We start from the raw sequence: 22,210 nt of genomic DNA, 5'->3' as shown, positions 1-22,210 counted from the left end.
GGTTCAGATGTCGAAGAAGACCGTCTCGGCGCCACCGTCCGGAGTGTCCTGCAGCCGGATGTCGATCGTGTAGACGGTGCGTCCGTCGCGCTCGGAACGCGACGCGATCAGGGTGTTGCGCCGCACCTCCCATTCGATGCCCTTCAGGACGGGATCCTCGGCGTTGAGCCCGGCCTCGTCCTCGAAGTAGACCCGCGTGTGCAGCCCGAGGTTGATTCCGCGCGCGAAGATCACCAGCAGGATGTGGGGTGCCGAGACGGAGCCGTCGGGGTTGGTGACGGCCCCGGGCTTGATCGTCTCGATCGTGAACACGCCCGTCTCGAAGTCGCCGCCGGTGCGTCCCCAGCCGCGGAAGTTCGGATCGAGATCCTTGTCCTGTGCGTCGTCCGGATGTGCGTACCGGCCGTGCGCGTTCGCCTGCCAGCTCTCGAGCAGGGCGTCGCGCACCGGGGTGCCGGTGCCGTCGATGACGCGGCCCTCCAACACGATTCGCTCGCCCTCGGTCTCGTCGGTGACGAGGACGTTGCCGAAGTTGTTGTCGAAGATGTCGAAGCCGGCCTGCTGCGGCGCGAGCCCGATGTGGACGTACGGGCCGCCGGTCTGCGAGGGCGTTTCCGGGAAACGCGTGACCATCGCGCGGGGGAGCAGCGGGGGCACGGGCCGGTAGGGATCGGTGGGCAGGCTCATCGCGGGGCTCCCGGGAGGTCGGTGTTCTCGAAGAAGGTGGCGCGGCGACCGCGCAGGGTGATGTCCCAGCGGTAGGCGCGGGCGTCGAACGGCGCGTTGGAGGCGGGGTCCTCCTGGGCGATCAGGCTGCGGAGCTGATCCACGGTCGGGATCGTCCGCGCGATCGGGCACTTCTCGATGAGCGGGTCGCCCTCGAAGTACAGCTGGGTGATCAGGCGCTGCGCCCACCCACGGCCGAGGATCGACACGTGGATGTGCGCCGGGCGCCAGGCGTTGCGGCTGTTGCCCCACGGATATGCGCCGGGTTTGATCGTCCGGAACTGGTAGTAGCCGTTCGCGTCCGTGAGCATCCGCCCGCAACCGCCGAAGTTCGGATCGATGGGAGCGAGATAGGTGTCCTTCTTGTGGCGGTACCGGCCACCGGCGTTGGCCTGCCACACCTCGACGAGTGCGCCCTCGACCGGATTGCCGAACTCGTCCTTGACGAAGCCGTGGACGATGATGCGCTCGCCGATCGGCAGGCCGTCCTTCGAGAAGTTCAGGATCAGGTCGTTGTCGAGGGCGCCGAGCTCGTCGCTGCGGAAGACAGGTCCGGTGATCTCCGACAGGGTCGGCTTCGGCGTGATGAGCGCGTTGCGCGGTGCGCGCAGCACCGACGTGCGGTAGCCGGGGGTGAGCGCGGGTGGGTGCAGTGTGTGGTCGCGCTCGACGTATTCGCCGGTGGACATGCGATCTCCGATCTCTGAGCTGTGGACACAACCATAAGGTGAATAAAAACTCATGTAAATTGACAAAACGGCAGTTGATTCATAACTTTCAGTAATGCAATCCGCGTTCGGTCCGTCCTCGTCCGTCCCGGAGCAGGTGCGACGCATCCGCCTCCGGCACCTGAGATGTTTCGTCACCGTCGCGCGCGAGGGTCAGGTCGGTCGGGCCGCCGAGCTGTTGCAGCTGAGTCAGCCGGCCGTCACGAAGACACTCAACGAGCTCGAGGTGCTCGCCGGAGCGAAACTCCTCGACCGCGGCCGACACGGTGCGCGCCTCACCGCGGCGGGTCACCGCTTCCTGCGATACGCGCAGGACGTCACCACCTCACTGGACGCAGCTGTGGCCGCACTGGCGGGAGCGGCCGAACCCGCCCGCGAGCCGCTGCGGATCGGGGCCCTACCCACCGTGGCCGGGTACGTACTCCCCGAAGCTCTGGCGGAGCTGCGCCGCGTGCGCGCCGATCTGGACATCCGGATCCGCACCGACCCCAATGCCGTCCTGCTGTCGGCGCTCGCCGCCGGCGCCCTCGACGTCGTCCTCGGGCGCATGGCCGAACCGTCCCGGATGGTGGGGCTGTCGTTCGAGCTCCTGTACGCCGAGACGCTGATCCTCGTCGTCCGGCCCGGCCACCCCCTCGCCGGGCGTTCCGTCTCCGTCGCCGACACGCTCGAACACCCCCTGGTGGTCGCGACCAGCGGAACCGTACCGCGCCACGCGACGGAGGCATTGTTCGAACGTCACGGCCTGCGACTGCCGGTCGGGCTGATCGAGACACTCGACCTCGCCGTGGCACGCGGGGTGGTGCGGCGCAGCGATGCCGTGTGGATCACCACCGAACGCGCGGCCCGGGACGACCTCGCCGACGGCGTGGTCCGGCGCCTGGACCTACCCACCGCGGGCACCGTCGAACCGGTCGGAGTGCTGCGACGCAGTGCCGACGCGTCGTCCGCCGAGGTCGAGGACTTCGTGACCATCCTGCGCGACATCCCGGTCGACGGGACATGGCAGGATTTCCTCCATGGCTGACCAGACTTCCGACCTTCCCACCACCGAGCTGTGGGTCGAGCGCACCGGCACGCGCCGTTACACCGGACGCAGCTCCCGCGGCGCCGAGGTGCTCATCGGCTCGGAGAGCGTCGAGGGCGTCTTCACCCCGGGCGAGCTGCTCAAGATCGCGCTCGCCGCGTGCTCCGGCATGGCTTCGGACTTCCCGCTGTCCCGCAGGCTCGGCGACGACTACGACGCGACGATCCGCGTCTCCGGTGCCGCCGACCGCGAGAACGAGGTCTACCCGCACCTCGAGGAGGAGATGGTCCTCGACCTGTCGGAGCTCGACGCAGACGCACGGGACCGCCTCATCGCCCTCGTCGAACGCTCCGTCGACAAGGTGTGCACGGTGGGCCGCACCCTCGAGGCGGGCACCGAGGTCTCGCTGACGATCACCCCTGAGGACTGATCGATGAGCGCCCCCGCAGACGTCGAACGGCTCACGGCGTGGGTGCACGGCCGCGTCCAGGGGGTCGGTTTCCGCTGGTTCACGCGTGCCCGCGCACTCGAACTCGGTCTTGTCGGGCACGCGACGAATCATCCCGACGGTCGCGTCATGGTCGTGGCCGAGGGCCCCCGGCCGGCACTCGAACAGCTCCTCGCGTGGCTGCGGTCCGGCGACACCCCCGGTGAGGTGCGGCTCGTCGTCGAATCGTGGGATCCCGCGCGCGGCGACCTCGACGGTTTCGTCGAACGCTGACATCCGTCCTGTTTGTCCGTTCGGCTTGGTATCCTGCCGCGATCGGGTGCAAGCGGCCGGGGGGGTCGCGGTCGGCGAGGGGGAGACATATGGGCAGGCGTGCACGTTCGACGATGGTGGCGGCAGCAGCCGCCGCTGTGGCAGTGGCACCCCTGGCCGCAGCACCGGCGGCGGCCGGTCCCGCTGCCACAGCACCGGCGGCGGCCGGTCCCGCTGCCACAGCACCGGCGGCGTTCGTTCCGGCTGCCTGCGCACCGCGGTCCGTCACGACGGTCGCGTCGGGGCTCGGTGTCCTCGAGAACCTGGCGTTCGACGAGCGGGGCGGTCTGCTCGTCTCGGACACCTCCTTCGTCGGCCCCGGAGCGCTGCGCCGGATCACTCCCGACGGCAGCGTGACCACCGTGCTGTCCGAGGTGACCGGTCCGGGCGGCATCGTCGTCGACGTTCCCACCGTGTACCTGAACGTGGGCAACACGACCGTCTCGGGGTTGGCCGGGATCGCCGACGGCACGATCGACACGCTCGACCTCGACACGGGTGAACGCGGCACCCACGGCACCGGGCTGGTCATGCCCAACGGCCTCGGCCGGCTGTCGGACGGATCGATGCTCACCTCACGCGATCTCGGCGAGGTCGGACTCACCCTCGTGCCCGCCGGCGGTGGCGAGGCCCGCGTCGTCCGTACCGATCTCGGATCCGTCAACGGCATCGCCGTCGACGGCGACACCGTCTACACCGTGACGACCTTCGAGAACGTCAACCGGCTCCACATCCTCGACGCACGCGACCTCGAAGGACCCGTGCGCAGCATCGACCTGCCCGGGCCGGGGCTGCTCTCTATGCCCGACGACCTCACGATCGGTCCCGACGGCGCGCTGTACATCGCGCTCAACCTCGCCGGCGCGGTCCTGCGGGTCGATCCGGCGACCGGGCACAGCTGCCGCATCGCCGAGGGCATCCCACTGATGTCCTCGCTCGCCTTCGGTTCGGGACCGGGCTGGGACCCGAACGTCCTGTACACGACCGGTTTCGACGGGACGGTCCGCGCGGTGCACCCGGCCTAGGAAAGCGGTCACAACCCGCCGGTAGAGTTCTCACCCATGTACCTCAAGAGTCTGACGTTGAAGGGCTTCAAGTCCTTCGCCTCGTCGACGACTCTCCGTTTCGAACCGGGTATCACCTGTGTGGTGGGCCCCAACGGGTCCGGCAAGTCGAACGTCGTCGACGCACTCACCTGGGTGATGGGGGAGCAGGGCGCCAAGGCCCTGCGCGGCGGCAAGATGCAGGACGTCATCTTCGCCGGAACCGCCGGCCGCCCGCCGCTCGGACGCGCCGAGGTCACGCTCACCATCGACAACTCCGACGGTGCGCTGCCCATCGAGTACTCCGAGGTCTCCGTCACTCGCCGCATGTTCCGCGACGGCGCGGGCGAATACGAGATCAACGGCAGTTCCTGCCGTCTCATGGACGTACAGGAACTGTTGTCCGACTCCGGTATCGGCCGCGAGATGCACGTCATCGTCGGTCAGGGCCGCCTCGCCGCGATCCTCGAATCCCGCCCGGAGGACCGACGCGCCTTCATCGAGGAGGCCGCCGGCGTCCTCAAGCACCGCAAGCGCAAGGAAAAGGCGCTGCGCAAGCTCGACTCGATGCAGGCCAACCTCGCGCGCCTCACCGACCTCACCGCCGAGCTGCGCCGCCAGCTCAAACCGCTCGGCCGGCAGGCCGAGGTCGCGCGTCGCGCCCAGACCATCCAGGCCGACCTGCGCGACGCGCGGTTACGTCTGGCCGCCGACGACCTCGTCACGCGCCGCGCCGAACTCGCCGGGCACGACGAGCAGGAAAAGATGGTCCGGGAGCGGCTCGACACCGTGCTCGCGGCCTTCGACGACGCTAACGCCGAACTCGCCCGCCACGAACAGGCCCTCGCGCAGCTCACTCCCGGTGCCGAAGCGGCGTCGCAGACCTGGTTCCGCCTGTCCGCCCTCGCCGAGCGCGTCTCGGCGACCGTGCGGGTCGCGCAGGAACGCGCCCGGCACCTGCACGCCGAACCCGAGGACCGTTCCGGTCAGGATCCCGACGAGATGGAAGCCCGTGCCCACCGGATCGCCGCCGAGGAAGCGGAACTGGTCGAGGCCGTCGAGATCGCGCACGGAGCCCTCGAGGCGGCCCGCGAGCAGCTCGCCGCGCAGGAGGAGGCCGCAGCGGCCGCCGAACGCGCACATCTGGCCGCGGTGCGTGCCGTCGCCGACCGGCGCGAGGGCCTCGCGCGTCTCGCAGGCCAGGTCGAGACGATGCGCACCCGCGCCGAATCGATCGACGCGGAGATCGCACGCCTGACCGTCGCCATCGAGGAGGCCCGGCTCCGCGGCGTCGCCGCACAGGCCGAGTTCGAGACCGCTCAGGCACGCATCGACGATCTCGACGCCGGTGAGATCGACGCCGACGCGCAGCACGAACGAGCGCTGGAAGCACAGCGGCTCGCCGACGAGCGGGTCACCGAACTCCAGGAGGCAGAACGCGCCGCGGGCAAGGTGGTCGCCTCGCTCGGCGCCCGTATCGAAGCCCTGTCGCTGGGACTCGAACGCACCGACGGCGCGGCCTGGCTGATCGACACGCGTTCCGGCGACGGACTCGTGGGGCGCCTCGCCGACCGGCTCCGGGTGTCCTCGGGATACGAGGCCGCCGTCGCAGCCGCCTTCGGCGCCGCGGCCGACGCCCTCGAGGTGGAGTCGGCCGACGCCGCGATCTCGGCGGTCGCAGCGCTCGCCGAAGCCGACCAGGGCCGGGTGGCATTCGTCCTGCCCGGCACTGCCGGTCCCACCGACACCGGCGACCTGCCGTCCGGTGCCCGATGGCTCCGCGAGGTCGTCGAGTGCCCCGCAGACCTGCGCGGAGGCGTCGACGGCCTGCTGGCCCGCACCGTCGTGGTCGACGACCTGCCCATTGCCCTCGGGGTCTGCGCTGCCCGGCCCGATCTGCGCGCCGTGACGCGCGGAGGAGACCTCGCCGGCGCGGGCTGGGTGGTCGGCGGCTCGCACCGCGCCCCGAGCACCCTCGAGATCCAGGCGGCGATCGATACTTCCCGTGCCGGCCTCGAACAGGCCGAACGTCGCTCCGAGGAACTGGCCGCAGCCCTCGCGGGCGCACTCGCGGAACAGGCCGAACGCGCCGAACACGTCGAACAGACCCTTGCCGCGCTCAACGAGTCCGACGCGGCGATGTCGGCCGTCTACGAACAACTCGGTCGGCTCGGCCAGGCGGCACGCACCGCTCACGCCGAATCCGGACGCCTCGCAGCCCAACGCACGGAGGCAGAGAAGGAACGCGACGCGGCACGGGAGAAGCTGGCCGAGCTCGAGGAGCGACTGCGCCTGGCCGAGGACGACTCGGCCGCAAGTAGCGACGGTGCGGGCACCGATCACACCGCCGCCGAGCGGGAGATGGCCGCGACCGCGCTCGCCGAGGTCCGGGCCGTCGAGGTCGAGGCGCGACTCGCGGCACGCACGGCCGAGGAACGTGCCGAAGCGCTTCGGGGCAAAGCGGATTCGCTCCGTCGCGCCGCGCAGGCCGAGCGCGAGGCCCGCGCTCGTGCCGAACGTGCCCGCGTCGCGCGTCGTCAGGCGGCGGCCGTCGCCGCGGCGGTGGCCGAATCAGGGCAGCGACTCGCCGAACAACTCGAGGTGGCCGTGGCGACGGCACTCGCACAGCGCGACGACCTGAACCGGCGCCGCGCCGAATGCGCCGAGCAACTCGAACGGGCCCGCGAACTCGTCCGCGAACTGTCCGTGCAGCGCGACCAGCTCACCGACGCGGTGCATCGCGACGAAGTGGCGCGGGCGCAGGCCTCGCTCCGGATCGAGCAACTCGAACAGACCATCCTCGAGCAGCACGGCATCGCCCTCGACGACCTCGTGGCCGAGTACGGCCCCGACGTGCCGCTGCCGCCGACGCCGCTGGAGATGGCCGAGTACGAGCAGGCCCGCGAACGCGGCGAACAGGTCGTCGCTCCCCAACCGATGCCCTACGACCGGGTCACCCAGGAGCGGCGGGCCAAGCGCGCCGAGAAGGATCTCGCGACGCTCGGACGCGTCAACCCGCTCGCACTGGAGGAGTTCGCGGCACTCGAGGAGCGGTACAACTTCCTGTCTACCCAGCTCGAGGACGTCAAGAGCGCCCGCAAGGACCTGCTCGCTGTCGTCGAGGAGGTCGACGCGCGAATACTGCAGGTGTTCACCGAGGCGTACGCCGACGTCGAGCGCGAGTTCGAACAGGTCTTCGCGAAGTTGTTCCCCGGCGGTGAGGGGCGGCTCGTGCTCACCGACCCGAGCGACATGCTCACCACCGGCATCGAGGTCGAGGCCCGGCCGCCGGGCAAGAAGGTCAAGCGCCTGTCGCTGCTGTCGGGCGGCGAGAAGTCCCTGACCGCGGTGGCGATGCTGGTCGCGATCTTCCGGGCCCGTCCGTCGCCGTTTTACGTGATGGACGAGGTCGAGGCCGCGCTCGACGACACCAACCTGCGACGGTTGATCGGGCTGTTCGAGCAGCTGCGCGAGAAGTCCCAACTCATCGTCATCACCCACCAGAAGCCGACGATGGAGGTCGCCGACGCGCTGTACGGCGTGAGCATGCGGGGCGACGGCATCACCCGGGTCATCTCGCAGCGACTGCGCGGACGCGAGATCGCGACACCGGTCCCCGAACCGGAGGAAGAGCTCCAGGCCTGACAGTATGGGTGCGTGAGTACCGGAGCCTGGATAGTCATCGCCGCCGCGCTGGCGGTCGTTCTCGTCGCGCTCGTCGTCGGTCTGACCCTCTACCGGCGGCGGCAGGTGTCGCTGAAGGCGCCCGAGACCCCGCAGCTCGATTCCGCCGAGACAAAGGACCGCTCGGGCGGTTACAAGGCGCAGAGCGGATTCAGTTTCTCGCAGGGCACGGCCGCGCCACCGGCGCCGGTCCCCCGACCTGCGCCGAAACCGGCACCGAAGCCTGCGGTGAAGCCGGAGCCGGCGCCCCGCACGGTGCCGTTGCCGGAGGAGATCACCGAAGCTCCGCCGAGCGCACCCGCACCCGCCGAGCCGAAGGCGGAACCTGCGCCTGCGCCGAAGGCGGAACCGAAGCCCGAGCCGAAGGTCGAGCCCAAGCCCGAGCCGGAGCCTGCGGAGCCGAAGCCTGCCGAACCGGAGCCGGTCGAGCCCGAGGTCGCCCCGGAGCCGGAGCGTCCCGCTCCCGAGCCCGTCGAGCCCGAGGTCGAGCCCGCCCCGGCGACAGAGACCGTTGCCGAACCCGAGGTCACCGAACCCGAGGTCGTCGAACCGGAAATCGTCGAACCGGCCGGACCGGCCGCTGTTCCTCCGGCAGCCCCGATCGAGGAGATCGAACCCACCGCAGGTCGCCTTGTCCGCCTGCGCGGCCGTCTGGCCCGCTCGCAGTCAGCGGTCGGCAAGAGCCTGCTCGGCCTGCTCGGTGGTGGCGATCTCGACGAGGACTCCTGGGAGGAGATCGAGGACACGCTGCTCGTGGCCGACCTCGGTGCCGCGACGACCACCAAGATCGTCGACCGTCTGCGTGAGGAGATGGTCGTGAACAACGTGCGCAGCGAGGCCGACGCCCGCGCCGTGCTGCGCAGCGTGCTTGTCGATGAGCTCCGCCCCGAGCTCGACCGCTCCATCCGGGCCCTCCCGCACGAGGACCATCCCGCGGTGCTGCTCGTCGTCGGTGTCAACGGCACCGGAAAGACCACGACGACCGGCAAGCTCGCCCGCGTGCTCGTCGCGGACGGACGCCGGGTGCTGCTGGGTGCCGCCGACACCTTCCGTGCCGCGGCCGCCGACCAGCTGCAGACCTGGGCCGAACGCGTCGGCGCCGAGGTCGTCCGCGGCAAGGAGGCCGCCGATCCGGCCGCGGTGGCGTTCGATGCCGTCGCGAGGGGCATCGACAACGGTGTCGACGCGGTCCTCGTCGACACCGCCGGCCGCCTGCACACCAAGACCGGCCTGATGGACGAGCTCGGCAAGGTCAAGCGCGTCGTGGAGAAGAAGGCCGCCGTCGACGAGGTTCTGCTCGTCCTCGACGCGACGATCGGCCAGAACGGTCTGATGCAGGCCCGCGTGTTCGCCGAGGTCGTCGACATCACCGGTGTGGTGCTCACCAAGCTCGACGGAACCGCCAAGGGCGGCATCGTCTTCCAGGTGCAGCACGAACTCGGCGTCCCGGTGAAGCTGGTGGGTCTCGGTGAGGGCGCCGACGATCTCGCCCCCTTCGAACCGGAAGCCTTCGTGGACGCCCTGTTGGGCTGATCCGCACCGCGTCCGTTGTTCCGGCCGCTGTCCGCTCACGCGGGCAGCGGCCGGTTCCGTCGGTGGGGATGCGGTGTCCGAAAAGTGTGAAACAAGGATGAAACAAGGTCGGTTCCTGCGTTCACGCCCACGAAACAGCGCGGCGCCTCCACGGAAACATCCGGGCAGCAAGCTTTCCCTCGACAACGCGCCGATCGGCGCGGCCTACAGGGAGGTTGCAAGTGGAGGAAGTGGTGAACACCGGCGACGCAGCGTGGATGCTGATAGCAGCGTCGCTCGTGCTTCTGATGACCCCGGGCCTGGCGTTCTTCTACGGCGGGATGTCCCGCTCCAAGTCCGTGCTCAACATGATGATGATGTCGTTCGGGGCGATGGCACTGATCGGCGTCATCTACGTCCTGTGGGGCTGGTCGATGTCCTACGGCACCGAGAGCGTGCTCGGCATCTTCGCGAACCCGTTCGAGCAGTTCGGTCTGCAGGGCGCCATCTACGGCGAAGACGGGGAATTCCTCGCCGGCATCGGCAACTACCCGCAGATCATCGACATCGGTTTCCAGGTGACCTTCGCGATCATCACCACCGCCCTGATCAGCGGTGCGCTGGCCGAGCGCGTGAAGTTCGGTACGTGGATGGCGTTCGTCGCGATCTGGGTGACCTGCGCCTACTTCCCGCTCGCCCACATGGTGTGGGGCGGCGGTCTGCTCTCGGGCTCCGAGGACAGCATCGCGGCCGCACTGTTCGGAACGGTCGACGACGGTGAAGGTGGCCTGACTGCCGCGGTCCACCCGATCGACTTCGCCGGTGGCACGGTCGTGCACATCAACGCCGGTATCGCCGCTCTCGTCCTGGCGATCGTCATCGGCAAGCGCGCCGGCTTCGGACGCACCGCCTTCCGTCCGCACAACCTGCCGTTCGTCATGCTCGGTGCCGCGCTGCTGTGGTTCGGATGGTTCGGCTTCAACGCCGGCTCCGCCTTCGCCGCCGACGGTACCGCCGGCCTGGCCTGGGTCAACACCACCACCGCCACCGCTGCCGCCATCCTCGGCTGGCTCCTCACCGAGCGCATCCGTGACGGCAAGGCCACCAGCCTCGGTGCCGCGTCCGGTGCCGTCGCCGGCCTGGTCGCCATCACCCCCGCTGCCGGCTCGCTGAGCCCGGTCGGATCGATCGCCCTCGGCGTCATCGCCGGTGTCCTGTCCGCCCTCGCCGTGGGTCTGAAGTACAAGTTCGGTTACGACGACTCGCTCGACGTCGTGGGTGTCCACCTCGTGTCCGGCCTGTGGGGCACGGTCGCCATCGGCTTCCTCGGCACCGAGACCGGATTGTTCTACGGTGGCGATTACAAGCAGCTCGTCATCCAGATCGTCATCGCAGTCGTCGCCCTGGTGTTCACCGCCGTCGTCACCGCAGTGATCGCCTTCGCACTCAAGCCCATGGGCTGGCGTGTGAGCGACGAGGAAGAGGCCCGCGGTATCGACGAAGCCGAACATGCGGAATCCGCATACGACTTCGCGCCGGCTCTCAAGTGATAAGAAGACCACGACAGCGAGCAGGGATGACAGCGGCCAGCGGGCTCTGGGAAGGATGAGGATATGAAGCTGATCACGGCGATCATCAAGCCGTTCACGCTCGAGGACGTCAAGGCAGGCCTGGAGCAGGCCGGTGTGCTCGGAATGACAGTCAGCGAGGTGCAGGGGTACGGCCGCCAGAAGGGCCACACCGAGGTCTACCGCGGAGCCGAGTACTCCGTCGACTTCGTGCCGAAGGTCCGCGTCGAGGTCGTCGTCGACGACTCCGCTGTAGACAAGGTCGTCGAGACCATCGTCGAGGCCTCCCGTACCGGCAAGATCGGCGACGGCAAGGTGTGGGTCACGCCCGTGGAAGCCGTGGTCCGGGTCCGCACCGGAGAACGAGGTTCGGATGCGCTCTGACCCCCAGGGGTCCGGCACTCGAGGCCCTGATCCCGTTGCTTCGGCAGCGGGGTCGGGGCCTTCGGTGTCCTCGGCCCGCACAACCGCACCGGCGGGCGCCGCCGATCTCGCGGCCGCCCGCGACACCCTGCTCTCCGGCGGCCCCCGCAGCCGCCGCCTCGACACCGTGGCCCTGCGTCACGCCCTCGTGGACCTGCATGAATTCTGGTTGACGACGAAGGGCTCCGAACTCGACATCAAGCGCGAGGGAGGCTTCGCCATCGTCGCCGTCGGGGGTCTCGGACGCCGCGAGATGCTCCCGTACTCCGATCTCGATCTCATCCTCCTCCACGACGACATGGCGCCGTCCGTCGTGTCGAAGGTCGCCGACGAGCTCTGGTACCCGCTGTGGGACGCGCACATCAAACTCGACCACAGTGTCCGGACGGTGCCCCAGGCCCTCCAGGTGTTCTCGTCCGATCTGACGGCCGCACTGGGAATGCTCGAGGCGCGGCACATCGCGGGCGACGCCCAGCTGAGCAATCTGCTCATCGGCGGTGTGCGACGTCAGTGGCGCACCGGCATCCGGTCCCGCTTCGACGAACTCATCGAGATGACCGAGGTGCGGTGGCAGCGCAGCGGGCAGATCGCCCACCGGGCCGAACCCGACCTCAAGAGCGGTCGCGGCGGGTTGCGGGACGTGCAGTTGCTCAATGCCCTGTCCGTTGCGCAGCTCACCGACGGCATGCCGGGACTCGGACCCGACGTCCCGGGGGGTGGTCTCGCGGCCGCCCACCGGCGACTGCTCGACGTACGCACCGAGCTGCACCGCGTCGCCGGCCGCTCCCGCGACCAGCTGCGCGCGCAGGACGCCGACGAGATCGCCGCGGCGCTGCGGATCGGCGACCGTTTCGATCTCGCGCGGGTACTCACCGAATCGGCCCGCACGATCAGCTACTCCGTCGACGTCGGTCTGCGCACCGCGGCCAATTCGCTGCCGCGCAAGGGCCTGTCGCGTCTGCGTCGCGGACCGGTGCGGCGACCCCTCGACGAAGGGGTCGTCGAGCACGGGGGAGAGGTGGCCCTCGCGCGCGACGCGCATCCGCGTCGCGACCCGGGCCTGATCACGCGGGTCGCGGCGGCCGCCGCGCAGGCCGGACTGCCCGTCTCGGCGGCCACGCTCACCCGGCTCGCCGATCACGCCCCGGAACTGCGCGAACCCTGGCCCCGCGAAGCCCTCGACGACTTCCTGGTGCTGCTCGGTTCGGGACGTCGCGCGGTCGACGTCATCGAGTCGCTGGACCGCACCGGACTGTGGGGGCGGTTGCTCCCCGAATGGGGTGCGGTGCGCGACCTGCCGCCGCGCGACGCCGTCCACACGTGGACCGTGGACAGGCACCTCGTCGAAACCGCCGTCTACGCGAGCGAACTGACGACACGGGTCGCCCGGCCGGACCTGCTCGTCCTCGGCGCGTTACTGCACGACATCGGCAAGGGACGCGGCGGCGACCACAGCGTGGTCGGTGCCGAACTGGCCCTGCAGATCGGACGGCGGATGGGTCTGTGGCCCTCGGACCTGGCGCTGCTCACCTCGATGGTGCGACACCACCTGCTCCTGCCGCACACCGCGACCCGGCGCGATCTCGACGATCCGGAGACCGTGGCCGCGGTCGTCGACGCCCTCGACGGCGATCCGGTGCTGCTCGACCTGCTCCACGCCTTGGCCGAGGCGGATTCGCAGGCCACCGGCCCGGGAGTCTGGGGGGACTGGAAGGCGTCGCTGATCAGGGAACTCGTGCGCCGGTGCCGCATGATGATGGCGGGGGACGAGTTGCCGGCACCGGATCCGATCGATCCCGCCCTCGCGAACCTCGCCGAGGACGGCGCCTTGCACGTCGCGCTCGAACCACGCGAGGACGGTCGCAGCTTCACCGCGACCTTCGTCGCGCCCGACGAGCGGGGTGTGCTCTCCGACGAGGCCGGCGTGCTCTCGCTGCACGGTCTGCGTGTGCTGTCGGCCTCGATCGGCAGTCACGCCGGCAGCACGGTCAACAGCTTCGTCGTGGCCCCGAGATTCGGTTCACCGCCCGAAGCGGCGCTGCTCCGGCAGGAACTCGTGCGGGCACGCTCCGGCGACCTCGATCTCCTCGGTGCCCTCGAGACCAAGGACCGCGCCGAACGTGAGAGCAGGCTTCCCGAGCGAACGGCCCGGGCGGTTCCCGTCAGCGCCGCTCTCGCGCCGCCGCGGATCATCTGGTTCGAAGGATCCGAAGCGGACCAGGTCGTGCTCGAGATCCGGTCGGAGGACCGGATCGGTCTGCTGTGCCGCCTCGCGGACGTCTTCGAACGTGTCGGAGCCGACGTGCGATGGGCACGGGTGAGCACGCTGGGTTCGACGGTGATCGACTCGTTCTGCGTCGATCTCGCCGGTGCCCACACCCGTGTCTCCCGGGAACATCTCGAGAAGGAACTGTTGTCGGTCCTGCCTGCCCCCGAGCCGCCTGCGCCCGCCGACAGACCGTGACCGACAGATCGTGACCGCGCGGGCGGCCCGCCCTGTGGCGTGGCCACCCGCGGTCGCGACGGATCGGGAGCGGTTACCCTGGTTCGCAGCAATGTCCGCATCTTCGTCAGAGCTCAGGAGCGCATTCGGTGTTCGAATCCCTTTCCGACAGGTTGACAGGGGTCCTGAAGGACCTGCGCGGCAAGGGGCGGCTGTCCGACGCGGACATCGACGCGACCTGCCGTGAGATCCGCCTCGCCCTGCTCGAGGCCGACGTCGCGCTGCCCGTCGTGCGCGAGTTCATCAAGAAGATCAAGGTGCGCGCCAAGGGCGCCGAGGTGCACGGCGCGCTGAACCCGGCCCAGCAGGTCGTCAAGATCGTCAACGAGGAACTCGTCGGGATCCTCGGCGGCGAGACCCGTCGTCTGCAGTTCGCGAAGACCCCGCCGACGGTCATCATGCTCGCCGGTCTGCAGGGTGCCGGTAAGACCACCCTCGCGGGCAAGCTCGCGAAGTGGCTCAAGGCGCAGGGACACACCCCGATGCTGGTCGCCTGCGACCTCCAGCGTCCCGGCGCTGTGACCCAGCTGCAGGTGGTCGGTGAGCGTGCCGGCGTGTCGGTCTTCGCTCCCCATCCCGGCACCTCCATCGGCGGAGGCGAGAACGAACTCGGAGTCACCGCTGCCGACCCGATCGCCGTGGCCGAGCAGGGCATCGCCGAGGCGCGCAACAAGCAGTACGACGTGGTCATCGTCGACACCGCCGGTCGCCTCGGTATCGACCAGGAACTCATGGCGCAGGCCGCGGGCATCCGCGATGCGGTGCAGCCCGACGAGGTGCTGTTCGTCCTCGACGCGATGATCGGTCAGGACGCCGTGAGCACCGCCGAGGCGTTCCGCGAGGGCGTCGGCTTCACCGGCGTGGTGCTCACCAAGCTCGACGGCGACGCCCGTGGTGGTGCCGCGCTCAGCGTCCGCGAGCTCACCGGCCAGCCGATCATGTTCGCCTCCACCGGTGAGAAGCTCGAGGACTTCGACGTCTTCCACCCCGAGCGCATGGCCAGCCGCATCCTCGGCATGGGCGACGTGCTCACCCTGATCGAGCAGGCCGAGCAGGTCTTCGACGCCGAGCAGGCCGAGGCCACCGCCAACAAGATCGGTTCGGGCGAGCTCACCCTCGAGGACTTCCTCGAGCAGATGATGGCCGTGCGGAAGATGGGCCCTATCGCCAATCTCCTGGGCATGCTGCCCGGAGCCGGGCAGATGAAGGACGCCCTGGCCAACGTCGACGAGAAGCAGCTCGACCGCATCCAGGCGATCATCCGCGGCATGACGCCGGAGGAGCGCGCCAACCCGAAGATCATCAACGGCTCGCGGCGACTGCGTATCGCCAATGGTTCCGGTGTGAAGGTCTCCGACGTCAACCAGCTCGTCGACCGGTTCTTCGAGGCCCGGAAGATGATGACGGCCATGGCCGGCCAGATGGGCATGCCGGGCGCACGCAAGAACCAGCGCAAGAAGGGCAAGAAGGGGAAGAAGGGCGGTCGCGGACCGACGCCGCCGAAGGTGCGGGGCGGTATGCCCGGCGGCTTCCCCGGTCTCCCGGGTGGCATGCCCGCCGGGATGCCCGACCTGTCGAAGATGCCGAAGGGCCTCGACGAGCTTCCTCCGGGACTCGAGAACTTCGACCTGTCGAAGCTGAAGTTCCCCAAGAACTGAGCCGGGCCGGGGATGACCGTGACCGAGGGTGATGCGCGTTCCTTCGTGGTGCGGGGCCGGTCGTTGGCCGACGGCGAAACCGTCGAGCTGTTCGTCGGGGCCGACGGATCGTTCACGGCCGAGCCCGGCCGCGACGCCGAGGTGCTCTGTGCCGACGGCTGGATCCTGCCGGGTCTCGTCGACGCGCACTGCCACGTCGGCATCAGGTTCGGCGGGGGAGCGGAGGACGAGGAGGGTCTGCTCGCGCAGGCCGTCACCGAACGCGACGCGGGTGTCCTGCTACTCCGTGACGCCGGTTCACCTGTCGACACCCGGGCCCTCGATCAGCGGGCGGACCTGCCCCGGGTCATCCGGGCGGGCCGGCACATCGCTCTGCCCAAGCGCTACATCCGCGGGCTGCCCGTCGACCTCGAGGACGAGTCGCAGCTGCCCGACGAAGTGGCCCGTCAGGCCCGGGCCGGCGACGGCTGGGTCAAACTCATCGGCGACTGGATCGACCGGGAGGTCGGCGACCTCGCGCCGCTGTGGAGCGACGAGATCCTCGTCGAGGCGATCGCCGCGGCCCACCGCGAGGGCGCGCGGGTGACGGCGCACGTCCTCGGTGAGGACGCCCTGTCCGGACTGCTCGCGGCGGGGATCGACTGCATCGAACACGGCACTGGCCTGACCGACGAGACCATCGGCGCCGCCCACGAGGCCGGCATCCCGATCTACGCGGGCACCGATGCAGGTGGCCAGGTGCAGCACGGGCGCATCGCCGACGAGATCGCATCGCTCGTGCGTGTGGGTCTCGACCCGACCGAGGCGTACGCTGTGCGGCCGGGTGGTCTCGGGGCGCCCCGCGCGGCTGTAGAGAGGGTGCGCGGAGTCACCGGGTGCCGGTTTCGTCCTGGCTCGCGCGTCTGGCAGAATGGTTCGCTGTCGTCGCATCCGGTTACGTACCGCGCGGCGGTCACAGGCTAGAGGCAAAACCGGGCGTGCCAGAAGGGCGCGTCGTCCGAATTGCACGTGACACGCGCCTCGGCGCACCCCGAAGGAGAACACAGCAGTGGCTGTCAAGATCAAGCTCACCCGTCTCGGCAAGATCCGCAACCCGCAGTACCGCATCGTCGTCGCGGACTCGCGCACCCGCCGCAACGGCCGGGCCATCGAGACCATCGGCAAGTACCACCCGAAGGAAGAGCCTTCGCTGATCGAGATCGACTCGGAGCGTGCGCAGTACTGGCTGAACGTTGGCGCGCAGCCGACCGAGCCGGTCCTCAACCTCTTCAAGATCACCGGTGACTGGCAGAAGTTCAAGGGCCTGCCGGGTGCCGAGGGCACGCTGAAGAAGGCGGAGCCGAAGCCGTCCAAGCTCGAGCTGTTCCAGGCCGCCCTCGCGCAGGCCGAGAACGAGCCGGCTGCCGAGGCCGTCACGCCCAAGAAGAAGAAGGCTGCCAAGGAAGAGACCGCCGAGGCGTCCACCGAGGCCGAGTCCACCGAGGCCGCCGAGTAATGAGCGCCGTGGTCGCCGATGCCGTCGAGCATCTCGTTCGTGGAATCGTCGCCCATCCCGACGACGTCCGCGTCGACCTGATCGCGGGCCGTCGGGGCCGCACCGTCGAGGTGCACGTCAATCCCGACGACCTCGGCAAGGTCATCGGCCGCGGCGGTCGCACCGCGACCGCGCTGCGGACCCTCGTCACCGGAATCGGTGGCCGAGGTATCCGTGTCGACGTCGTCGACACCGACCGCTAGGCGAGCGTCGATGGAGCTCGTCGTGGGCCGTGTGGCCAAGTCGCACGGCATCAGAGGCGAAGTCGTCGTCGAGGTTCGCACCGACGAACCCGAAGAGCGCTTCGCCGTCGGCGCGGTCCTGCGTGGCCGTAAGCCTCGCGACAGGCACCTGCACGAGTACACAGTGGAAGCCGCCCGGGAGCACTCCGGGCGGCTTCTGCTGCGCCTGCAGGGCATCGACGGTCGCGACGCCGCCGACGCACTGCGCGGGGCGCTGTTCGTCGTCGACAGCGCCGACCTTCCGCCGTCCGACGACCCGGACGAGTTCTACGACCACGAACTCGAAGGGCTGACGGTGCGGATCGTCGCCGGTCGCCCCGACGGCGGAACCGAGGTCGGCACCGTCCGCGAGGTCCTGCACACGGCCGCCGGCGAACTGCTGTCGATCCGGCCAGCCGGCCAGGAGCGCGGAGAGTTACTCGTCCCGTTCGTCACCGAGATCGTCCCGACGGTGTCGGTCCGGGACGGCGTGATCGAGATCGATCCGCCCGAAGGACTCCTCGACCCCGACTTCGGGGAACCGCCGTCCAAGAAGAAGAAGTCGACCGAGGGGAAGCAGTAGTCCGTGCGGCTCGACGTCGTCACCATCTTCCCCGAATATCTCGAACCCCTGCGCGTCGCCCTGCTCGGCAAGGCGATCGACAAGGGGCTCATCTCCGTCGGTGTGCACAACCTGCGCGACTGGACGCACGACGTGCACAAGGCCGTCGACGACGCGCCCTACGGCGGCGGACCGGGCATGGTCATGAAACCCACCGTGTGGGGACCGGCGCTCGACGACGTGCTCGCCGGGCCCGACGGTGAAACCGATCCCGACGTACTGCTCGTCGTCCCGACGCCCGCCGGTCGCCGCTTCGATCAGGCCACCGCACAACGGTGGTCGAAGGAGAAGCGGATCGTCTTCGCCTGCGGCCGCTACGAAGGAATCGACCAGCGCGTCTTCGACGATGCCGCGCGGCGCGTGCGCGTCGAAGAAGTGAGCATCGGCGACTACGTCCTCATCGGTGGGGAAGTCGCCGTCCTCGTCATGGTCGAGGCCGTCGTCCGTCTGCTGCCCGGTGTACTCGGCAATCAGGCGTCGCATCAAGAGGATTCGTTTTCCGACGGACTGCTCGAAGGGCCGAGTTACACTCGGCCGGCGGTGTGGCGCGACCTCGAGGTGCCACCGGTGCTGCTGTCCGGCGACCACGGCAAGGTCGCTCGTTGGCGCCACGAGCAGTCGCTCGAACGCACCCGCGAACGACGACCCGATCTGCTCCCGTCCGACGACTGACGCCGGGCCCGACGGTCCTCAGGGCCGGTGCGCGCTTCCGAGCGTCGTCGCGACCGCCAGCGTGACGGTCTCGCGCGCGTGTTGCGCGCTCCCGTCGTCCGTCGCGTCGTACATCGCCGTGTCGGGCAGGAAACCGGTGTCGTAGAAGGGATCCGACTCTTCGTAGGTGACGGTCTCCCGCGCCGCGACCACGACCGCGTACCGGTGGTCGTCGCCGAAGAACCCGGTGGACAGGTGCAGCCATTCACCGGCCAGGCAGCACATCCACCCCTGCTTCACACCCAGGTCCGTGGAGTCGCCGAGACCCTCGGGAAGCCCGAAACGCTGGTCGTATCCGTCGATGCCCTCGTCGGTGAACTCCACCAGATGGCCGACGATCCGGGCCGCGCTCTCATCACCGGAGGCACTGTCGCCGAGCAGATCGTCGTACCAGGTCAGCAGGTCCGACGCCGTCGTGGTCGTGTTCCACCACCAGGACCCCGGATCCGGGGGAGTCGTGCCGGTCAGGTTGTGCCGCTCCACGACGTGCTCGACGATCTCGGGACCACCGTAGGTTTCCCACAACAGCGTCGCCGCGTTGTCGTCCGACGACCGCAGCATCGACCGGATCAACTCGTGGTCCTCGTCGGCGAGCGTCGCCTCGCCCGTCACCTCGCGGTACAGGACCTCCTCGGCGATGAACAGCTTCACCGTCGAGGCGGTCTCGAAGGGTTCGTCCGAACCGCCGAGCACGCGGGTCCCGGATTCACGGTCGAGCACGGCGACAGTCAGGCGCGCTCCGCGGCTGTCGGCGAGCGCGACGGCCGCGTCGATCTGTCGGGGCAGTTCGGCCGTCGACAGCGTCACGGTCGATTCGTCGGAATCGGTGTCCGTCACCGAGGCGAGACCGAGCGCCTCGTGCGGGAGCGGATGGGAGTCCATCGATTCGCAGCCGGATACGGCCAGTGCGGTGGCCACGCACAGCATCATCGCGCCCGATCGTGCGCGTCCGCGCCCGTGCTTCATGTCCGGTTCCTGCATTCCATTGTGCTGTGGACGATAGCGCCGGTCCACCCGGCAGCCTGCACGGACCCCGCTCGCGAGCGCGAGTGCCGTTACGCGCGCGGGCGCCCCACGGTCACAGGCGCGGGCGGGGGACGGCAACTGTAGGGTCGTTCGACGTGACGACCGAACTCGACACCGTGAACCAGCGGATCGCCCAGGAACTCGACGTCCGCGAAGACCAGGTCGCTGCGGCCGTGGGACTGCTCGACGGCGGCGCGACCGTGCCGTTCGTCGCGCGCTACCGTAAGGAGGCGACCGGCGGGCTCGACGACGCCCAGCTGCGCACCCTCGAGGAACGCCTCCGCTATCTGCGTGAACTCGACGAGCGCCGTGTCGCGATCCTCGAATCGATCGAGGCACAGGGCAAGCTCGACGACACGCTGCGCGGACAGATCATGCTCGCCGACACCAAGGCGCGGCTCGAGGACATCTACCTGCCGTTCAAGCCGAAGCGGCGCACCAAGGCGCAGATCGCGCGCGAGGCCGGTCACGAACCCGTCGCCGACGCGCTCATCGGCGACCCCACCACCGACCCCGCCGGATACACCTCCGAGCAGCTCGACGGTGCGCGCGCCATCCTCGTCGAACGCTTCGCCGAGGACGCGGACCTCGTCGGCGAGCTCCGCGAGGCGATGTGGACGCGCGGCAAGGTGAGCTCCACCGTGCGGTCCGGCAAGGAGAACGACGGCGCGAAGTTCTCCGACTACTTCGAGTTCTCGGAACCGTTCACCCAGCTGCCCTCGCACCGCATTCTCGCCCTCCTGCGCGGCGAGAAGGAGGAGGTGCTGTCGCTGTCGTTCGATCCCGAGATCGACGAGCCGGTGCCCGGTGAGCGCACCTACTACGAGGGCCGGATCGCGACGCGCTTCGACATCGCCGACGAGGGACGCGCCGCCGACAAGTGGCTGCTCGACACCGTGCGGTGGGCGTGGCGCACCAAGCTGCAGATGTCGCTGTCGCTGGACATCAGGATGCGGCTGCGGCAGTCCGCCGAGAAGGACGCGGTCGACGTCTTCGCCGCCAACCTCAAGGATCTGCTGCTCGCCGCACCGGCCGGAACGCGACCGACGATGGGCCTCGACCCCGGCTACCGCACCGGCACGAAGGTCGCCGTCGTCGACGCGACCGGCAAGGTCGTCGACCACACCACCATCTATCCGCATCAGCCGCACAACAAGCGTGACGAGGCCCTCGCGGTGCTCGCCGCGCTGGTCGCGCGGCACGGTGTCGAACTGATCGCCATCGGCAACGGCACGGCGTCGCGTGAGACAGACGCTCTCGCAGCCGAACTCGTGTCGCTGGCGAAGGTGCCCGGGCTGACGAAGATCGTGGTGTCCGAGGCGGGCGCGTCCGTCTACTCGGCCTCCGAGTACGCCACCAAGGAACTCCCGGATCTCGACGTGTCCATCCGCGGTGCGGTCTCCATCGCACGCCGCCTGCAGGATCCACTCGCCGAACTGGTCAAGATCGACCCGAAGTCGATCGGGGTCGGCCAGTACCAGCACGACGTGTCCGAGACGATGCTCGCGCGGTCGCTGGGCGCGGTCGTCGAGGACGCGGTGAACGCCGTTGGCGTCGACGTCAACACGGCATCTGTCCCGCTGCTGTCGCGGGTCTCGGGGATCACCGGCTCGCTCGCGGAGAGCATCGTCGCCCACCGCGACCAGAACGGTCCGTTCCGTGCACGGCGAGCGCTCGAGGACGTTCCGCGACTCGGCCCGAAGGCCTTCGAACAGTGCGCGGGCTTCCTGCGCATCCCCAACGGCGACGACCCGCTCGACGCGTCCGCGGTGCACCCCGAGGCGTATCCGGTGGTGCGGCGGATCGTCGACCGGACCGGCAGCAGCGTCCGCGAACTGCTCGGCAACATCGCGACCCTACGGAAGCTGCGCGCCGACGAGTTCGCCGACGACCGCTTCGGTGTCCCGACCGTCACCGACATCATCTCCGAGCTCGAGAAGCCCGGCCGCGACCCGCGTCCGGAGTTCAAGACCGCGACGTTCGCCGCCGGTATCGAGAAGGTCGCCGACCTGAAGCCCGGCATGGTCCTCGAAGGAGTGGTCACCAACGTCGCGGCCTTCGGTGCGTTCGTCGACGTCGGTGTGCACCAGGACGGCCTCGTGCACGTCTCCGCGATGTCGCGCAGCTTCGTGAAGGATCCGCACGACGTCGTCCGGTCCGGTGAGGTCGTCAAGGTGAAGGTTCTCGAGGTCGACGTCGCGCGCCAGCGCATCGGTCTGACGCTGCGCCTCGACGACGAGGTCCCCACCCCGGGCGCCGAGAAGTCGGGCGGCCAGCCGCGCGGAGGTGGCCGTCGCCCCGGAGGTCAGGGCAGCGGCAACCAGGGCGGCGGTCGTGGACGCAGCGGTCAGGGCAATCGTGGGCAGCAGGGCCGTGGCGGCGACCGCCGTTCGACGCCGGCCGCCTCCGGATCCTTGGCCGACGCCCTGCGACGCGCCGGTTTCGGCAACAACTGACGCGAATC

Annotated in this window: 19 protein-coding genes; 16 read left to right on the top strand and 3 right to left on the bottom strand. The window is 69.6% G+C overall.

Translation table 11 applies throughout. The features are described from left to right. Positions 1-3: 3 nt before the first annotated feature. Positions 4-687, bottom strand: a complete 684-nt coding sequence (gene pcaG / locus ACQR3U_RS01680; RefSeq protein ID WP_006551211.1) for a protocatechuate 3,4-dioxygenase subunit alpha — start codon at positions 685-687, stop codon at positions 4-6. After that, the gene (gene pcaH / locus ACQR3U_RS01675) at positions 684-1,415 is read right to left on the bottom strand and encodes a protocatechuate 3,4-dioxygenase subunit beta (protein ID WP_006551212.1); all 732 of its coding nucleotides are present in this window, start codon (positions 1,413-1,415) and stop codon (positions 684-686) included. The genes pcaG and pcaH overlap by 4 nt, the downstream gene beginning before the upstream one ends. A 94-nt stretch (positions 1,416-1,509) precedes the next feature. On the opposite strand from pcaH, the gene ACQR3U_RS01670 reads away from it, so the two are divergent. The 15 genes from ACQR3U_RS01670 to trmD all read left to right on the top strand — a co-directional run bounded on the left by ACQR3U_RS01670 (position 1,510) and on the right by trmD (position 18,681). Continuing rightward, on the top strand, positions 1,510-2,481 hold the full coding sequence (locus tag ACQR3U_RS01670) for a LysR substrate-binding domain-containing protein (protein WP_006551213.1): 972 nt from the start codon (positions 1,510-1,512) through the stop codon (positions 2,479-2,481). Next, positions 2,474-2,911 carry an OsmC family protein gene (locus tag ACQR3U_RS01665; protein WP_006551214.1) on the top strand — a complete coding sequence of 146 codons (438 nt, stop codon included), beginning with the start codon at positions 2,474-2,476 and terminating at the stop codon, positions 2,909-2,911. Before ACQR3U_RS01670 ends, ACQR3U_RS01665 begins: the two co-directional genes overlap by 8 nt. A 3-nt stretch (positions 2,912-2,914) precedes the next feature. Next, positions 2,915-3,202, top strand: coding sequence for an acylphosphatase (locus ACQR3U_RS01660; protein WP_019289083.1), 288 nt, complete (start codon positions 2,915-2,917; stop codon positions 3,200-3,202). Between the two features lie 89 nt (positions 3,203-3,291). Beyond that, a complete protein-coding gene (locus tag ACQR3U_RS01655; protein WP_230809538.1) occupies positions 3,292-4,266 on the top strand; it encodes an SMP-30/gluconolactonase/LRE family protein in 975 nt (324 codons plus the stop codon). A gap of 36 nt (positions 4,267-4,302) precedes the next feature. Beyond that, positions 4,303-7,929: a chromosome segregation protein SMC gene (gene smc / locus ACQR3U_RS01650; protein WP_230809537.1), complete on the top strand. Its 3,627-nt coding sequence runs from the start codon at positions 4,303-4,305 to the stop codon at positions 7,927-7,929. 12 nt (positions 7,930-7,941) lie between these two features. Next, complete coding sequence (gene ftsY / locus ACQR3U_RS01645) at positions 7,942-9,501, top strand: signal recognition particle-docking protein FtsY (RefSeq protein WP_230809536.1); 1,560 nt, start codon at positions 7,942-7,944, stop codon at positions 9,499-9,501. Between the two features lie 221 nt (positions 9,502-9,722). Then, positions 9,723-11,030: an ammonium transporter gene (locus tag ACQR3U_RS01640; protein WP_159418594.1), complete on the top strand. Its 1,308-nt coding sequence runs from the start codon at positions 9,723-9,725 to the stop codon at positions 11,028-11,030. Positions 11,031-11,093: 63 nt separating this feature from the next. Continuing rightward, positions 11,094-11,432: a P-II family nitrogen regulator gene (locus ACQR3U_RS01635; protein WP_016694628.1), complete on the top strand. Its 339-nt coding sequence runs from the start codon at positions 11,094-11,096 to the stop codon at positions 11,430-11,432. After that, the gene (locus ACQR3U_RS01630; RefSeq protein WP_230809535.1) at positions 11,422-13,935 is read left to right on the top strand and encodes a [protein-PII] uridylyltransferase; all 2,514 of its coding nucleotides are present in this window, start codon (positions 11,422-11,424) and stop codon (positions 13,933-13,935) included. The genes ACQR3U_RS01635 and ACQR3U_RS01630 overlap by 11 nt, the downstream gene beginning before the upstream one ends. A 128-nt stretch (positions 13,936-14,063) precedes the next feature. Next, entirely contained in the window at positions 14,064-15,632 is a 1,569-nt protein-coding gene (gene ffh, locus ACQR3U_RS01625; protein ID WP_060651070.1) for a signal recognition particle protein, read from the top strand. Positions 15,633-15,644: 12 nt separating this feature from the next. Then, positions 15,645-16,595, top strand: a complete 951-nt coding sequence (locus ACQR3U_RS01620; protein ID WP_230809534.1) for an amidohydrolase family protein — start codon at positions 15,645-15,647, stop codon at positions 16,593-16,595. Between the two features lie 85 nt (positions 16,596-16,680). After that, complete coding sequence (gene rpsP / locus ACQR3U_RS01615) at positions 16,681-17,127, top strand: 30S ribosomal protein S16 (RefSeq protein WP_033096498.1); 447 nt, start codon at positions 16,681-16,683, stop codon at positions 17,125-17,127. Then, on the top strand, positions 17,127-17,369 hold the full coding sequence (locus ACQR3U_RS01610) for an RNA-binding protein (protein ID WP_006550954.1): 243 nt from the start codon (positions 17,127-17,129) through the stop codon (positions 17,367-17,369). Before rpsP ends, ACQR3U_RS01610 begins: the two co-directional genes overlap by 1 nt. A gap of 10 nt (positions 17,370-17,379) precedes the next feature. Then, positions 17,380-17,970: a ribosome maturation factor RimM gene (gene rimM, locus ACQR3U_RS01605; RefSeq protein ID WP_230809533.1), complete on the top strand. Its 591-nt coding sequence runs from the start codon at positions 17,380-17,382 to the stop codon at positions 17,968-17,970. 3 nt (positions 17,971-17,973) lie between these two features. Then, entirely contained in the window at positions 17,974-18,681 is a 708-nt protein-coding gene (gene trmD / locus ACQR3U_RS01600; protein WP_006550956.1) for a tRNA (guanosine(37)-N1)-methyltransferase TrmD, read from the top strand. Positions 18,682-18,699: 18 nt separating this feature from the next. Here trmD and ACQR3U_RS01595 read toward each other — a convergent pair whose 3' ends face one another. Then, positions 18,700-19,686, bottom strand: coding sequence for a hypothetical protein (locus tag ACQR3U_RS01595; RefSeq protein WP_230809532.1), 987 nt, complete (start codon positions 19,684-19,686; stop codon positions 18,700-18,702). 155 nt (positions 19,687-19,841) lie between these two features. On the opposite strand from ACQR3U_RS01595, the gene ACQR3U_RS01590 reads away from it, so the two are divergent. Then, positions 19,842-22,202 (top strand): Tex family protein, encoded by a 2,361-nt coding sequence (locus tag ACQR3U_RS01590; RefSeq protein WP_230809531.1) that lies wholly within the window; start codon positions 19,842-19,844, stop codon positions 22,200-22,202. Positions 22,203-22,210 lie beyond the last annotated feature (8 nt).

Source organism: Rhodococcus sp. IEGM1339 (genome assembly GCF_050321925.1).
GTDB lineage: Bacteria > Actinomycetota > Actinomycetes > Mycobacteriales > Mycobacteriaceae > Rhodococcus > Rhodococcus pyridinivorans.
Note: the sequence above shows the minus strand (reverse complement) of the source record. Positions and strands in the feature narration are given on the sequence as shown.